We start from the raw sequence: 13695 nt of genomic DNA, 5'->3' as shown, positions 1-13695 counted from the left end.
TGAGGACATGAACACCGAGACCGCGCAGAGCGCCCCGCACCTCACCCGAGCCGCCACCGCCGAGACCATCTCCGACGCCCCCGGCAGCCTGATCACCCTGCTCGCCGACTCGGACACCACCGGCGGCGCGCTGACCTGCAACACCGCGGTCTTCGACGAGGGCGCGGCGGGTGCTCCGGTGCACTTCCACACCAAGGCGACCGAGTTCTTCTTCGTGACCTCCGGGCAGCTCGACGTCCTCGTCGACGACGAGGTCCGCACGCTCGGCGCGGGCGACTTCCTCGCCGTGCCGCCCGGCGTCAAGCACGCCTTCGCGCCCGCCGCCGGGCACACCGCCGAGGTGCTCGTCGGCTTCACGCCCGGCATGGGGCGCTTCGACTACTACCGGCTGCTCGGCCGGGTCCACGCGGGCGGGGCGAGCGTCCAGGACATCAAGGACTCTTCACCCCTCTACGACAACCACTACGCCGAGAGCGCCGCCTGGAGCGGCCGCCGGCGCAGCGCCGAGCCGTAGGTCTCGTCGGCGTCCAGGCGGCGCAGCTCCTCCGCGATCAGCTCGGCGTTGCTGCGGATCTTCAGCGCGACGGTACGGTCCGGACTCCCCGGCAGCACCAGCGTGGCCAGCGCACCCTTGGGCCGGTCCACCCGGATCTCGCCGCCCGTGGTCTCCAGCCGGACCCGGGTGATGACCGGGCCCTCGGTGGTCACCCGGGTGAAGGGCACCCCGAGCCGGTCCTCCAGCCACCGGGCCAGCAGCTCGGCGCTCGGGTTGTCGCCCTCGCTCTCGACGGACCCGCCGGTCACCGGGAGCGGCTTCTGGTCCAGGGCGGCGGCCAGCAGGGCCCGCCAGGGGGTCAGCCGGGTCCACGCGAGATCGGTGTCCCCCGGGGCGTACACCGCGGCCCGCTCGTCCAGCACCGCGACCGGGTCCAGCGCCGACTGGGCGTCGGTGATCCGGCGCTTGGCCAGGGCGCCCAGCGGGTCCCGGGCCGGATCGGCCGGGGCGTCGGCGGGCCACCAGGCCACCACGGGCGCGTCCGGCACCAGCAGCGGCAGCACCACGGGGCCCGGGTGGCCGGTCAGTTCGCCGTGCAGCCGCAGCAGCACGACCTCGCCGCTGCCGGCGTCCGAGCCGCCGACCCGCAGTTCGGCGTCGAGCCGGGTCTGGCGCAGCTTGTGCGGGCCCCGCGCGGTCCGCTTGATGACGGCGATGATCCGGCAGGGGTGCTCGCGCGAGGCCTCCGAGGCCGCGCGGACGGCGTCGTAGGCGTTCTCCTCGTCGGTGACCACCACCAGGGTCAGGACGAGGCCCATGGTCGGGCTGCCGACGGCGCGCCGGGCCGCCAGCAGGGCCCGGTTTACCTGGCTGGACGTGGTGTCGGTGAGTTCGGTCCGCATTCCACGAGTCTCTCAGCGTCGGGTACGGGGACGTCACCCGGATGGCTCGATTCCCCCTGGAGGCCCGGAACGTCCGGGCGGGGTCCGCTCCCCGGCGGGACCTCCCTCAGCGGCGCCGCTTCGCCGTGCCGAAGAGCGAGCGGGAGATCTCCCGGCCCAGCTGGGTCCCGATCGAGCGGGCCAGCGAGCGGAACAGCCCGCTGCCCACCACCTGTTCGGCCAGCGAGGGATCCGGCTTCGCGGCGCCGCCCGCCGTCTTCCGGGCCTCCTTCACCTCCTTCTCCGCCTGCGCCTGGGCGGCCGCCGCCTCCGCCGCGGCCTCCGCGGCCGCCTGCTCGGCGCTGATCTTCTCGTACGCCGACTCGCGGTCCACGGGCTCGGCGTAGCGCGCGTACAGCGGCGAGGCCTTCACCGCCCGGTCGAGCTCGGCCGGTTCGACCGGCCCCATCAGCGACTGCGGGGCGCGCAGCCGGGTCGCGGCCACCGGCGTCGGCGCGCCCTTCTCGCTGAGCACGGTGACGACGGCCTCGCCGGTGCCCAGTGCGGTGAGCAGTTCCTCCAGGTCGTACTCCGACGTGGGGAACGTCCTGACCGTCGCCTTGAGCGCCTTCGCGTCGTCCGGGGTGAAGGCGCGCAGCGCGTGCTGCACCCGGTTGCCGAGCTGCGCGAGGACGTCGGCCGGCACGTCCTTCGGGGTCTGCGTCACGAAGAAGATGCCCACGCCCTTGGAACGGATGAGCCGGACGGTCTGGGTGAGGGAGTCGAGGAAGGCCTTCGACGCGCCGTTGAAGAGGAGGTGCGCCTCGTCGAAGAAGAAGACGAGCTTCGGCTGCTCCAGGTCGCCGACCTCCGGCAGGTCGTGGAAGAGGTCCGCGAGCAGCCACATCAGAAAGGTGGAGAAGAGCTGCGGCCGGTCCTGGACCGCGGGCAGCTCCAGGACAGAGACGGTGCCGCGCCCGTCCGCCGCCGTACGGAGGAATTCGCCGGTGTCGAATTCCGGCTCCCCGAAGAACTCCGCGGCCCCTTGCTGTTCGAACGCCGTGAGCGCGCGCAGGATCACCCCGGCGGTGACCGTGGAGAGCCCGCCGATCCCCTTCAGCTCCGCCTTCCCCTGGTCGGAGACGAGGAAGGCGACGGTGGCCCGCAGGTCCTTGAGGTCGATGAGTTCCAGGCCCTTGGCATCCGCGTAGTGGAAGATCAGGCCGAGCGACTGCTCCTGGGTCTGGTTGAGCTGGAGCACCTTCGACATGAGCACCGGCCCGAAACTGGTCACGGTCGCCCGTACCGGGATTCCGGGCCCGATGCCGCCGAGCGAGTAGAACTCGCCGGGGTGGCCCGTGGCCCGCCAGTCCTGGCCGACGTCCTCGGCCCGCTCCCGCACCTTCTCGCCCGGCGCACCGGGCGCCGAGATGCCGGAGACGTCCCCCTTGATGTCGGCGAGGAAGACCGGCACGCCGTGCGCCGAGAGCTGCTCGGCGATCAGCTGGAGCGTCTTGGTCTTGCCGGTGCCGGTCGCGCCCGCGACGAGCCCGTGCCGGTTGAGCATGGACAGCGGGATGCGGATCTGGTGGTCCGGAAGGCAATTCCCGTCCCAGAGCAGGGCCCCCAGGTCGAGTGCCGGTCCGGTGAAGGCGTACCCGGCGGCGATCCGGTCGGCGGCGGCTCCGGCCGCCGTGTCGCCGTTCTCGTGGCTGCTCTCGCTCATGCATCACTCCCGAAATAGCACTATCCGCCACTTTTGCACCCCGAAGGCGAGGCTGCGCCCGCAGCCCCTTGACCGGTAGGCTTTCCGTGTGATCTTCAAGCGCATCGGAAGCGGGCGGCCGTACCCCGACCACGGCAGGGAAACCACCCGGCAGTGGGCGGACGTCGCCCCGCGCCCGGTCCGGCTGGACCAGCTGGTGACCACCAAGGGGCAGCTGGACCTCGAAACGCTGCTCGCCGAGGACTCGACCTTCTACGGCGACCTCTTCGCGCACGTCGTGAAGTGGCAGGGCGACCTCTATCTGGAGGACGGGCTGCACCGCGCCGTCCGCGCCGCGCTCCAGCAGCGCCAGGTGCTGCACGCCCGCGTCCTCGAAATGGGCTGACGCGCGGGCGCGTGAAGGGGTCCGGGCATCCGCACCGGGTGTCGGGTATCCCCTGGATTGCGCCTTTCGGGTCTCCCTTGGCCTATGAACAGATCATTGAGTAGGCATCCCCACGGGGCCGCACTACGCTGCCGCTCATGAGCATGCTCACTCCCCCCGGCATGGGCGGAAAGTACCGCGTCACGGGAGCCGCCTACCCCCGCATGCACCGTCCCCGGCGACGCCGGCGGATCGTGTTCGCCGTGCTCGGAGCGGTCGTCGCGCTCGCCCTGCTCGGCTACGGGGGGCTGCAGCTCATCGGCGTCTTCCGGGGCGACGGCGGCAAGCGCACGACCGCGGCCAAGGATTGCGCGAAGGCCGCCGCGAGCGCGAAACCCGTCTCCAGGACCGACACGGCGGGAGGCGCCGCGGGCAAACCGGCCGCCGCGCTCCCGCAGCCCGGCCAGATCACCGTCAACGTCTACAACGCCACCCCGCGCGCGGGCCTGGCCAAGGCCGTCGGCGAGGAACTGAAGAAACGCGGGTTCGTCGTCGCCAACGTCGGCAACGCCCCCGCCGGCTTCGACAAGAAGGTCACCGGCCCCGGGATACTGCTCGGCTCGCCCAAGACCGACAAGGCCGCCTTCTCGGTGCTCGGCGCGCAGCTGGCCGGTGCCTCTCCGCAGACCGACACCCGCGCGGGCGCGGACATCGACCTGATCCTCGGGGACGCCTTCACGGAGCTGACCAAGAAGGAGGACGCGGACAAGACGGTGGCCCTCCTGGCCCACCCCAGGCCCGCGGCCGCCAAAACCTGCTGACCGGGCCGCCCCGGCCCCGCCCCGGCCGCGGAAACGCCGGACCGCCCCCGAAGCCGCGTCGGCTCGGGGGCGGTCCGTTCTGTTCTCGGCCGCTTCGCCGGTTACTCCGCCGAGCCGTACATGCGGTCGCCCGCGTCGCCCAGCCCCGGCACGATGTAGCCCTGCTCGTTGAGGCGCTCGTCCACGGCGGCCGTCACGACGGTCACCGGCGCGCCCGCCAGCTCGCGCTCCATGAGCTCGACGCCCTCGGGCGCGGCCAGCAGCACCACGGCGGTGACGTCGTCGGCGCCGCGCTTGATCAGCTCCTGGATCGCCACGACCAGCGTGCCGCCGGTGGCCAGCATCGGGTCCACGACGTAGACCTGGCGCCCGGAGAGGTCCTCGGGCATGCGCGTCGCGTACGTGGAGGCCTCCAGGGTCTCCTCGTTGCGGACCATGCCCAGGAACCCGACCTCGGCGGTGGGCAGCAGCCGCACCATGCCGTCGAGCATGCCGAGACCGGCGCGCAGGATCGGCACCACCAGCGGGCGCGGGTGGGAGAGCTTGACGCCCGTCGTCGGGCCGACCGGAGTGACGATGTCGCTCTGCTCGGTGCGGACGTCCCGGGTCGCCTCGTAGGCGAGCAGGGTCACCAGCTCGTCGGCGAGCCGCCGGAACGTCGGGGAGTCCGTGCGCGCGTCGCGCAGAGTGGTGAGTTTGTGCGCCACCAGCGGGTGGTCGACGACATGAATCCGCATGACTCCACAGTAACCGGGCGGACCGGCCCCGGACCCCGCCCGGCCGCCCGGCCCGTTCCGTCGCTCGTGTGACCTGCCGAAATGCCGGAACTGTGCCGGGACAATGCCGCCGAGCCCTGGCATCAACCCGGGGGTCGGGGGGAAGGTGAGTGGCGGGGGGTCTGCTTCGCGACGCGGAGGAGGACGACCGGACCAGCCGGGGTGGTGGCGGATGCCCGACGTTCAGCCGATCGAAGAGGACCGGGAAGTACCGCAGGCGCAGGAGAGCGCCGCGCAGCGAAGGGCGCGACGCGCGCAGTTCCTGCGCGACCTCAACGAGGCCCGCGAGCTGCGCGACCGGGTGCAGCCCCGGCGTGCCCGCGCGGCCCGGATGCGCCAGCAGATGCGGATGCGCACGTTCCGCTGGTGAGCCGCGCCCGTACGGCGTCCTGGCCGCGCCCGCACGGCATCCGCACGGCATCCGCGCCCCGGCGGTCCCGCGTGCCCGGTGCGCGCCCGCGGTCCGCGCCGCGCCCCGCCCGCACGCCCCCCGGTCGGCCCCCGGACACCCCCCGAGCAGCCCACCGGCGACACGGCGCGGCACGCGGCAGCGCCGAAGACCTCTCGCAAAGCCGCTGTTTCTGCCACGATGCCGATTGGGCGGGGCAGTACGGCGAGCACGACGGCCGTTCCACCCCAACCTCCGGCCGGGGGGACCTCCAACCGGCACGCCTATGACCAGTGGGAGAGTCACGGTGTACTTCGCCGCACTGCTCGCGCGCACCGAAGACGGGTGGGAAGCGAGCGACACGGATCTCGACAACGTCGAGTCGCTGACCGATCTGATCGATCTCGCCCGGTCCACCGCTGTCGACGACGACACGGTGGTCGCCCTCATCGAGCAGGAGGACGCCTGGTTCGGCGTCGTCCGCGTGGACGGGGAGGAGGACCCGCGGATCTTCGTCTCGAACGCCGCCGCGGCGTCCCGCAGCTCCTACGGCTCGATGCTCACCGACGAGCTGCTCGGCAGCGACGAGGAGGAAGACGAACTCGACGTGCTGGACCTCGACGGCACCGAGGACGGCGAAGAGGACGTGGTCGCCGTGTTCGAGCAGGGAACCTCGACCGAGGACGCGGTCGACGACGTGGACGACGGGGTGGGGGCCGGCGCGGAGCCGGTGCCCGCGGGGCCGCTCGGCGACCCCCGGCTCCTCGACGACCTCGGCGTGGGCCACAAGGAACTGCTCGACCTCGACGGGGACGCGCTCACGCAGATCGCCGAATCGCTCGGCGCGACCGAGGTGCTGGAGGCCGTCCGCTAGTGGGCCCCGCGCACCACCCCGTCCCCGATCCCCCCGTCCACCCAGACGACCGCGGGACCGATCCGGTCCGGGACCCGTGGCGGACCTCCATGCGCCTGGCGCTGTCGGAGGCCGCCCGGGCGGTCCCGGCCGGTGACGTGCCGGTCGGCGCCGTCGTGCTCGGCCCGGACGGCGGCCTGCTCTCGACCGGCTACAACGAGCGCGAGGCGACCGGCGATCCGACGGCGCACGCCGAAGTGGTCGCCATCCGCCGGGCCGCGGCGCGGCTCGGGGAATGGCGGCTGCCCGGGTGCACGCTCGTGGTGACCCTGGAGCCGTGCGTGATGTGCGCGGGCGCGCTCGTACAGTCCCGGATCGCCCGCGTCGTCTACGGCGCGAGCGACGAGAAGGCGGGCGCCGCCGGGTCGCTCTGGGACCTCGTACGGGACCGCAGGCTCAACCACCGGCCGGAGGTGATCCCGGGCGTGCTCGCCGAGGAGTGCGCGCGGCAGCTGACGGACTTCTTCCGGAACCTGTGAGGCGCAGGTTCCGGTCCCGGCACCGGCCCCCGAGCCGCGGGGCGGGGCGCCCGGCGCGAGCCGTCCGCGCGTCCCGGGGAATCGATTTCAGAGCACGGGCCACCTTGGGCTAAGCTCTCTCTCGGTAGCGTGTCCGAGCGGCCGAAGGAGCACGCCTCGAAAGCGTGTGATGGTGCAAGCTGTCCGTGGGTTCAAATCCCACCGCTACCGCTCTGATCCGAGAGCCCCGCCCCGCAAGGGTCGGGGCTCTCGGCGTATCCGTCGGGACTCTCTCGGCGTATCCGGGGGCATGCGCCGCCCGTTCCGGAGGCGCCGGCGGCCCCGCGCGCGTACTCCGCACCAGTGAGCCCGCGGCCGTGTCGGGCGGGGCGGGCGTGACCGGCCGGGTGCTCGGCCGTTGACACGGCATGACCAAGACCCAGCGCATGCTCGCAGCCCTGGCCCTCGCGGGCGCCACGGCCGGTTTCGCCGCCGCCACCGCCCCCCTCGCCTCCGCCGCCCCGATCACCCTGCCTGACCTGCCCGTCGCCGCTCCCGGGATGCCCGCGGGCGCGACTCCGGGGTCGGTGCAGGAGATCGGCGCGAAGCTCAACGAACTGAACCAGCTCAACCAGCTGATGAACCTCCCCGACCAGCTCTCGCCCGTGGTGGACCCGGTGGCGCCGGTGGCCAATCTGGTGACCGGCATCGAGTAGGGCCGCACCGGCGCGTGCCCAACGCGTCAAAGGCCCCGGCCGGAGCCGGGACCTTCGTACGGGTGGGACGGGGGAAGTGACATCGGGGGGACACGTCACTTCCCCCGAAGAGGACGGGACCTGCCGACCCGGCCGCGGTCAGGGGGGGGGGAAGCCCGCGGCCGGACCCCGCAGTGAGGCCCTGTCCCTCACCCCCCGGTTTCCTGCCAGAACCGGTGGGCGCACCCCCATCCTGCTCCCCCCGCCACCGCCTCCTCGGCGCCAAAGGGCCCGGAACGCCGGGTCATTGGTCCTTAAAGGACAGGTGAGTGATCGAACCTGACCGGTTAGACTCACTCGTCGTTGCAAGGACCGGCAGGGGAGGCCGAACCCGCTCGTGGACATCAAGAAGGTCGTCGTGGGCGGACTCGTCGTCTTCGTGCTTTATGTGATCATCACCCAACCGGTCAAAGCGGCTGAATTCGTTCAGATCGGCTTCCAGGGCATCTCGGACGCCGCTTCCGGCATCGGCGAGTTCATGACCGCACTGGTGCGCTGAACCCGTACGCTGCTGCGGCTTCCGGATTTCCCGGCCCCCCACTCCGACGGGTGGGGGGCTTTTTGCGTTCCCGTTCGATTCGCATTGCCCCTTAATGCTCACTAAATTCCCAACTTGCCCTCAACACGGCTAGATAGGGTGCTTGCGCACAGTGCACATGTCTTGTGATGCTATGACCGCTTTTGACTGATTGGTTGACTTGACTGAAGGGGTGGCGTGACCGTGCCGGCCAGTACTGCGCCTCAGGTGCCACCCCAGCAGGACCCGCAGACCGATCCACCGTCCGACGCGGCCGGCGCCGTCACGACGGCCGTCGCCTTCGCCCGCCGCCCCCCGAGCACCCGTGGCGCCGACACCCGGGCCCTGACGCAGGTCCTCTTCGGGCGCCTCAAGGACCTGCAACCGGGCACCAGCGAGCACAGCAGGGTCCGCGGGGCCCTCATCGAGGCGAACCTCCCGCTCGTCCGGTACGCGGCCGCCCGCTTCCGCAGCCGCAACGAGCCGATGGAGGACGTGGTCCAGGTCGGCACGATCGGGCTCATCAACGCGATCGACCGGTTCGATCCGGAACGCGGGGTCCAGTTCCCCACCTTCGCGATGCCGACCGTCGTGGGCGAGATCAAGCGGTACTTCCGCGACAACGTCCGCACCGTCCACGTCCCGCGCCGCCTCCACGAGCTGTGGGTCCAGGTCAACGCGGCCACCGAGGACCTCACCACGCTCCACGGACGCATGCCCACGACCTCCGAGATCGCCGAGCGGCTGCGCATCGGCGAGGACGAGGTGCTGTCCTGCATCGAGGCGGGGCGCTCCTACCACGCGACCTCGCTCGAAGCCGCCCAGGAGGGCGACGGCATGCCCGGCCTGCTGGACCGGCTCGGCTACGAGGACCCGGAGCTGACCGGGGTCGAGCACCGCGACCTGGTCCGCCACCTGCTCGTCCAGCTGCCCGAGCGCGAGCAGCGGATCCTGCTCCTGCGCTACTACAGCAATCTGACGCAGTCGCAGATCAGCGCGGAGCTGGGCGTCTCCCAGATGCACGTCTCCCGGCTGCTCGCCCGGAGCTTCGCGCGACTGCGGTCCGCAAACAGGATCGAGGCGTAACCGGTACGGGTGAAAGCCTCCGGACGCTTTACCGACATGCCCGGCTACACCCCTTCTGTCGCTGGAGTTATATGTCGACTTGGCGCTACAGCGTGTTGCCGACATGTGACATTCTGCTGGAACCGCGTTTGCCGCAGCCCCGCCTCCGGTATTCAGGTGGAGGCTGCGTTCCTCCGACGGGCGCGCCACCGCGACCGTCCGCGATCCCAAGGGGGTGGCATGTCCGTAGAACAGGGCAGCTCCAAGGTGCTCACGCTCGTCAAGAGCGAGACGCCCGCTGTGTCCGACCGCACGGAAGCCCCGCCAGCGCCCAATGACACCCGCTCGCTCTCCCGCTCCCTGTTCCACCGGCTCGCCGCCCTGGACGCGGACAGCCCCGACCGGGCGTACGTACGCGACACCCTGATCGAGCTGAACCTGCCGCTGGTCCGCTACGCGGCCGCGCGCTTCCGCAGCCGCAACGAGCCGATGGAAGACATCGTCCAGGTCGGCACGATCGGCCTGATCAAGGCGATCGACCGGTTCGACTGCGAACGCGGGGTGGAGTTCCCGACGTTCGCGATGCCGACCGTCGTCGGGGAGATCAAGCGCTTCTTCCGCGACACCTCCTGGTCCGTCCGCGTCCCGCGCCGGCTCCAGGAACTGCGGCTCGCGCTGACGAAGGCGAGCGACGAGCTGGCCCAGAAGCTGGACCGCTCGCCGACCGTGCCGGAGCTGGCCGCCGTGCTCGGGGTCTCGGAGGAGGACGTCGTCGACGGCCTCGCCGTGGGCAACGCCTACACCGCCTCCTCGCTCGACTCGCCCTCGCCCGAGGACGAGGGCGGCGAGGGCTCGCTCGCGGACCGGCTGGGGTACGAGGACACCGCGCTCGAAGGCGTCGAGTACCGCGAGTCGCTCAAGCCGCTGCTCGCCAAGCTCCCGCCCCGGGAGCGGCAGATCATCATGCTGCGCTTCTTCGCCAACATGACCCAGTCGCAGATCGGCGAGGAGGTCGGCATCTCGCAGATGCACGTCTCCCGGCTGCTGACCCGCACCCTGGCCCAGCTGCGCCAGGGCCTGATCGGCGAGTAACCCGGCCACCGGGCCCGCCGGGCGAGCCGGGTAACCATGCCGCGAGCGCTTCCCAATTGACACTCCGTCAGGAAAACTGGCGCGATGCGAAAGGGACCGCTCACCCTGCTTGCCGTGTGTGTGACCGCCGTGACCCTGACGGGCTGCGGCGGTCCGCCGCGCGACGGCTACGTGGCCGTGGGCGCCGCCGCCCCGGGTCCCGAACGGGGCGCGGGGGAGACCGTGGCCCCCCGGGGCGCGGTCGAGTACCATCCCCTCGCCGACCCCTCGGCCGCGGGCACCGCCGCCCGATCCACGAGTACGTCGCCCAATGCGCCGGGAAACCCGGCGACCGATGGCTCCGGCGCGGGCGGAGCCGTCCCGGGCGCCCCCACGGGCTCCGCGAGCGCCCCCGGATCCACCCCGCCCGGCGGACCGGGCACCAGCCCGACGACACCCGCCCCGAACCCCCGGGGCAGCGCCCCCGCGTCCGGCGGCGCCACCTCATCCGGCGGGTCGGGCAGCTCCCCCGGGACAGGCTCCTCGGGCGGCACCGGCGGGTCGGGCGGGACAGGCTCCTCGGGCGGCACCGGCGGGTCGGGCGGCACCGGCGGAACGGCCACGCCCACGCCTCCGGCGAGCACCCCGGCCCGGCTCGTGCTCGGCGCCCCCGCACGGTCGGCGGCGGCGGACCGCTGGTGCGAGCGCGTCGGCGTCACCTTCACCAACACGGGCAACACGGCGGCCCGTTCGGGCACGGTGACCTTCTCCACCCACATCATCGGCGCGCTCGGCATCGACTGGGCCACGATCACGTCGGCCCAGCCCCTGCCCGCCCCGATCGCGGGCGGGTCGGCGAAGACGCAGACGTACACGGTGTGCGTGGAGTCCTGGCGGGTCCCCCTGGGCATGCACGTCGACACCCAGCGGGTCACCGCCACCTGGAACTGACCGCCCCGCAGGGCGGGGTTCAGCCGAGCGCGAGCCAGGCGACCGCGCCGATCACGACCACGAGCGCGGCCGCGAGCGCCAGCCACAGCCCCGTCCTGGAGGCCTGCTGCCGGTGCGAGGCGGCCGCGGCCGCCGGGCGGGCGGTCTCCGCCTCGTCGACGAAGGCGCGGAACATCTGGGTGCTGCCCGCGGGGTCGTAGTTGCCCTCGGGGCCCTGGGAGTTGGTGTGTGCAGCCATGGCTCAGGACCCTAGCCGGTTTTCCGATTCCTTTACCGCCCCCTCCCCCCGATTCGTTTGCCTGTAGCAACCATCCGCTTATATGGTTGCCCAAAGCAACAACATGGGGAGGGGAGCGCGGTGCTCACGCGAGAGACGCAGCACGAGCAGCACGGGCAGCACGAGTTGTACGCGGAGCTGGCCCGTCAGCTCACCGCCATCGGTGCCGTCAAGCGCGAGCTCGCCCGTACCCTCCCGCCCGAGTGCCCGCCCGGATCCGCCGCCGTCCTCGCCGTCCTCGACCGGCACGGTGAGATGCGGCTGAGCCGCCTCACCGAACTGCTGGCGATCGACATCTCGGTGACCAGCCGTCACGTGGCCCACGTGGCCGAACGCGGCTGGATCGCCCGCGAGGCGGACCCCGGCGACGGCCGGTCCCGGATCCTGCGCCTCACTCCGGCGGGCCGCGCCCTGCTCCTCGAACTGGGCGCGCGCTCCACGGCCGCCCTGAAGAGGACGCTGGGCGACTGGGCCGCCGAGGACATCACCCTTCTGACCACCCTGCTGGCCCGACTCCGATCGAGCTTCTAGACCTAAGGAACCACATGGCGACGACCACACCCACCGGTGTGCGGGGAGGCGGCCGGCCGGAGCCCGTGCCGGACGGCGCACCCATGACGCACCCGCAGATCATGAAGGCGCTGTCCGGCCTGATGCTCGGCATGTTCGTGGCGATCCTGTCCTCCACGATCGTCTCGAACGCCCTGCCGCAGATCATCAGCGATCTCGGCGGCACCCAGTCCTCCTACACGTGGGTGGTCACGGCCGCCCTGCTGTCGATGACCGCCGCGACCCCCCTGTGGGGCAAGCTGTCCGACCTCTTCAGCAAGAAGCTGCTGGTCCAGATATCCCTGGTCATCTACGTCCTCGGCTCGGTCGTCGCGGGTCTGTCCCAGAACACCGGCACGCTGATCGCCTGCCGCGTGGTCCAGGGCATCGGCGTCGGCGGCCTCTCGGCCCTCGCCCAGATCGTGATGGCCGCGATGATCTCCCCGCGCGAGCGCGGCCGGTACTCCGGTTACCTCGGCGCGGTCTTCGCCGTCGCCACCGTCGGCGGCCCGCTGCTCGGCGGGGTCATCACCGACACCGCGTGGCTCGGCTGGCGCTGGTGCTTCTACGTCGGCGTCCCCTTCGCGGTCATCGCGCTGATCGTCCTGCAGAAGACGCTCCGGCTCCCGGTCGTACGCCGGGACGTCAAGGTCGACTGGCTCGGGGCGCTGCTCATCAGCGGCGCCGTCTCCACCCTGCTGATCTGGGTCACCCAGGCCGGCACCTCGTACGACTGGATCTCCTGGCAGACCTGGGCGATGACCGGCGGGTCCGTGGCCCTCGGCCTGCTCTTCGTCCTCGTCGAGTCCCGGGCGAGCGAACCGATCATTCCGCTGCGCCTGTTCCGCAACAAGACCATCACGCTGGCCTCGGCGGCCTCGCTGTTCGTCGGCGTCGCGATGTTCTCGGGCACCGTGTTTTTCAGCCAGTTCTTCCAGTTGGCCCGGGGCGAGACCCCGACGATGTCCGGAATCCTCACGATTCCGATGATCGGCGGGCTGTTCGTCTCCTCCACCGTTTCCGGTCAGGTGATCACCAAGACCGGCAAGTGGAAGGCCTGGCTGGTCTCCGGCGGCGTCCTGCTGACGGCCGGACTGGGCCTGCTCGGCACGCTGCGCCACGACACCCCGTACTGGCACATCGCGCTCTACATGGCGCTGACCGGTCTCGGGCTCGGCATGATGATGCAGAACCTGGTCCTCGCCACGCAGAACCAGGTGGCCCCCGAGGACCTCGGGGCGGCCAGCTCCGTCGTCACCTTCTTCCGCTCGCTCGGTGGCGCGGTGGGCGTCTCGGCGCTCGGCGCGGTGATGGCGAACCGGGTGACGCACTACGTCAAGGACGGTCTGGCCGCACTCGGCCCGAAGGCGGCGGCCATGGGCCACGGCGGCACCGGCGGCGGGTCCATCCCCGACGTGCACGAGCTGCCCGAGCCCTTCCGTACGGTCATCGAGTCGGCGTACGGGCACGGCGTCGGCGACGTTTTCCTCTACGCCGCCCCGACCGCGCTGCTCGCGCTGGTGCTCGTGGTCTTCATCAAGGAGGTCGCGCTGCGCTCGAAGCCGATGGCCGACGCGCCGGTGGCCGCCTCCCCGGCCACCGCGACGGCCGCCGCGCCCGTCGTCGCCGAGGCCCAGGTCCCTGCCGGGCCGGTGAACCGCTCGGCAGACGGCTCGTGAACCGCTCG

At 72.0% G+C, this 13695-nt stretch carries 17 protein-coding genes and 1 tRNA gene; 14 read left to right on the top strand and 4 right to left on the bottom strand.

Annotation, left to right across the window (positions count from 1 at the left end; genetic code table 11):
• Positions 1-7 precede the first annotated feature (7 nt).
• Complete coding sequence (locus tag AC0693_RS23850) at positions 8-514, top strand: cupin domain-containing protein (RefSeq protein ID WP_468466898.1); 507 nt, start codon at positions 8-10, stop codon at positions 512-514.
• On the opposite strand, the gene opcA is transcribed toward AC0693_RS23850, so the two are convergent.
• Complete coding sequence (opcA, locus tag AC0693_RS23845) at positions 463-1398, bottom strand: glucose-6-phosphate dehydrogenase assembly protein OpcA (RefSeq protein ID WP_356403460.1); 936 nt, start codon at positions 1396-1398, stop codon at positions 463-465. The genes AC0693_RS23850 and opcA overlap by 52 nt on opposite strands.
• Before the next feature lie 106 nt (positions 1399-1504).
• Entirely contained in the window at positions 1505-3103 is a 1599-nt protein-coding gene (locus tag AC0693_RS23840) for a helicase HerA-like domain-containing protein (protein WP_478802803.1), read from the bottom strand.
• Between the two features lie 88 nt (positions 3104-3191).
• On the opposite strand from AC0693_RS23840, the gene AC0693_RS23835 reads away from it, so the two are divergent.
• A complete protein-coding gene (locus AC0693_RS23835; protein WP_330331599.1) occupies positions 3192-3488 on the top strand; it encodes a type II toxin-antitoxin system VapB family antitoxin in 297 nt (98 codons plus the stop codon).
• Between the two features lie 137 nt (positions 3489-3625).
• Positions 3626-4288, top strand: coding sequence for a LytR C-terminal domain-containing protein (locus AC0693_RS23830; RefSeq protein WP_468466905.1), 663 nt, complete (start codon positions 3626-3628; stop codon positions 4286-4288).
• A 101-nt stretch (positions 4289-4389) separates the two neighbouring features.
• Here AC0693_RS23830 and upp read toward each other — a convergent pair whose 3' ends face one another.
• The gene (gene upp, locus AC0693_RS23825) at positions 4390-5025 is read right to left on the bottom strand and encodes a uracil phosphoribosyltransferase (RefSeq protein ID WP_356403452.1); all 636 of its coding nucleotides are present in this window, start codon (positions 5023-5025) and stop codon (positions 4390-4392) included.
• Between the two features lie 211 nt (positions 5026-5236).
• Between upp and AC0693_RS23820 the strand changes: the two genes are divergently transcribed.
• The 9 genes from AC0693_RS23820 (at position 5237) to AC0693_RS23780 (ending at position 11182) form a co-directional block, all read left to right on the top strand.
• Complete coding sequence (locus AC0693_RS23820; protein ID WP_478802802.1) at positions 5237-5434, top strand: hypothetical protein; 198 nt, start codon at positions 5237-5239, stop codon at positions 5432-5434.
• Between the two features lie 325 nt (positions 5435-5759).
• Positions 5760-6326 carry a tRNA adenosine deaminase-associated protein gene (locus AC0693_RS23815; RefSeq protein ID WP_356403702.1) on the top strand — a complete coding sequence of 189 codons (567 nt, stop codon included), beginning with the start codon at positions 5760-5762 and terminating at the stop codon, positions 6324-6326.
• 89 nt (positions 6327-6415) lie between these two features.
• Entirely contained in the window at positions 6416-6844 is a 429-nt protein-coding gene (gene tadA / locus AC0693_RS23810) for a tRNA adenosine(34) deaminase TadA (RefSeq protein ID WP_478802801.1), read from the top strand.
• 123 nt (positions 6845-6967) lie between these two features.
• Positions 6968-7054 (top strand) — tRNA-Ser (locus AC0693_RS23805).
• 197 nt (positions 7055-7251) lie between these two features.
• Positions 7252-7539 (top strand): hypothetical protein, encoded by a 288-nt coding sequence (locus AC0693_RS23800; protein WP_356403446.1) that lies wholly within the window; start codon positions 7252-7254, stop codon positions 7537-7539.
• A gap of 376 nt (positions 7540-7915) precedes the next feature.
• Positions 7916-8077 carry a hypothetical protein gene (locus AC0693_RS23795; RefSeq protein ID WP_356403443.1) on the top strand — a complete coding sequence of 54 codons (162 nt, stop codon included), beginning with the start codon at positions 7916-7918 and terminating at the stop codon, positions 8075-8077.
• Positions 8078-8299: 222 nt separating this feature from the next.
• A complete protein-coding gene (locus tag AC0693_RS23790) occupies positions 8300-9181 on the top strand; it encodes an RNA polymerase sigma factor SigF (protein ID WP_478802800.1) in 882 nt (293 codons plus the stop codon).
• Between the two features lie 219 nt (positions 9182-9400).
• Positions 9401-10252 carry an RNA polymerase sigma factor SigF gene (locus tag AC0693_RS23785; protein ID WP_283456862.1) on the top strand — a complete coding sequence of 284 codons (852 nt, stop codon included), beginning with the start codon at positions 9401-9403 and terminating at the stop codon, positions 10250-10252.
• Between the two features lie 84 nt (positions 10253-10336).
• Positions 10337-11182 carry a hypothetical protein gene (locus AC0693_RS23780; RefSeq protein WP_478802799.1) on the top strand — a complete coding sequence of 282 codons (846 nt, stop codon included), beginning with the start codon at positions 10337-10339 and terminating at the stop codon, positions 11180-11182.
• Positions 11183-11201: 19 nt separating this feature from the next.
• Here AC0693_RS23780 and AC0693_RS23775 read toward each other — a convergent pair whose 3' ends face one another.
• Positions 11202-11420, bottom strand: a complete 219-nt coding sequence (locus AC0693_RS23775; RefSeq protein ID WP_356403434.1) for a hypothetical protein — start codon at positions 11418-11420, stop codon at positions 11202-11204.
• Between the two features lie 120 nt (positions 11421-11540).
• On the opposite strand from AC0693_RS23775, the gene AC0693_RS23770 reads away from it, so the two are divergent.
• Together AC0693_RS23770 and AC0693_RS23765 are read left to right on the top strand one after the other, a co-directional pair.
• Positions 11541-11990, top strand: coding sequence for a MarR family winged helix-turn-helix transcriptional regulator (locus tag AC0693_RS23770; RefSeq protein ID WP_469330949.1), 450 nt, complete (start codon positions 11541-11543; stop codon positions 11988-11990).
• 83 nt (positions 11991-12073) lie between these two features.
• Positions 12074-13687: an MDR family MFS transporter gene (locus AC0693_RS23765; protein WP_478738394.1), complete on the top strand. Its 1614-nt coding sequence runs from the start codon at positions 12074-12076 to the stop codon at positions 13685-13687.
• The last annotated feature ends 8 nt before the right edge of the window (positions 13688-13695 follow it).

This window comes from Streptomyces sp. NPDC043876, from assembly GCF_056435825.1.
This window is presented reverse-complemented; position numbering and strand designations above follow the sequence as displayed.

Bases quoted from the DNA above. Each gene is read 5' to 3' on its own strand.
- AC0693_RS23785 (WP_283456862.1), top strand. From the start codon at position 9,401: ATGTCCGTAGAACAGGGCAGCTCCAAGGTGCTCACGCTCGTCAAGAGC.
- AC0693_RS23800 (WP_356403446.1), top strand. From the start codon at position 7,252: ATGACCAAGACCCAGCGCATGCTCGCAGCCCTGGCCCTCGCGGGCGCC.
- AC0693_RS23850 (WP_468466898.1), top strand. From the start codon at position 8: ATGAACACCGAGACCGCGCAGAGCGCCCCGCACCTCACCCGAGCCGCC.
- AC0693_RS23765 (WP_478738394.1), top strand. From the start codon at position 12,074: ATGACGCACCCGCAGATCATGAAGGCGCTGTCCGGCCTGATGCTCGGC.
- opcA (WP_356403460.1), bottom strand. From the start codon at position 1,398: ATGCGGACCGAACTCACCGACACCACGTCCAGCCAGGTAAACCGGGCC.
- upp (WP_356403452.1), bottom strand. From the start codon at position 5,025: ATGCGGATTCATGTCGTCGACCACCCGCTGGTGGCGCACAAACTCACC.
- AC0693_RS23840 (WP_478802803.1), bottom strand. From the start codon at position 3,103: ATGAGCGAGAGCAGCCACGAGAACGGCGACACGGCGGCCGGAGCCGCC.
- AC0693_RS23780 (WP_478802799.1), top strand. From the start codon at position 10,337: ATGCGAAAGGGACCGCTCACCCTGCTTGCCGTGTGTGTGACCGCCGTG.
- AC0693_RS23775 (WP_356403434.1), bottom strand. From the start codon at position 11,420: ATGGCTGCACACACCAACTCCCAGGGCCCCGAGGGCAACTACGACCCC.
- tadA (WP_478802801.1), top strand. From the start codon at position 6,416: ATGCGCCTGGCGCTGTCGGAGGCCGCCCGGGCGGTCCCGGCCGGTGAC.
- AC0693_RS23820 (WP_478802802.1), top strand. From the start codon at position 5,237: ATGCCCGACGTTCAGCCGATCGAAGAGGACCGGGAAGTACCGCAGGCG.
- AC0693_RS23830 (WP_468466905.1), top strand. From the start codon at position 3,626: ATGAGCATGCTCACTCCCCCCGGCATGGGCGGAAAGTACCGCGTCACG.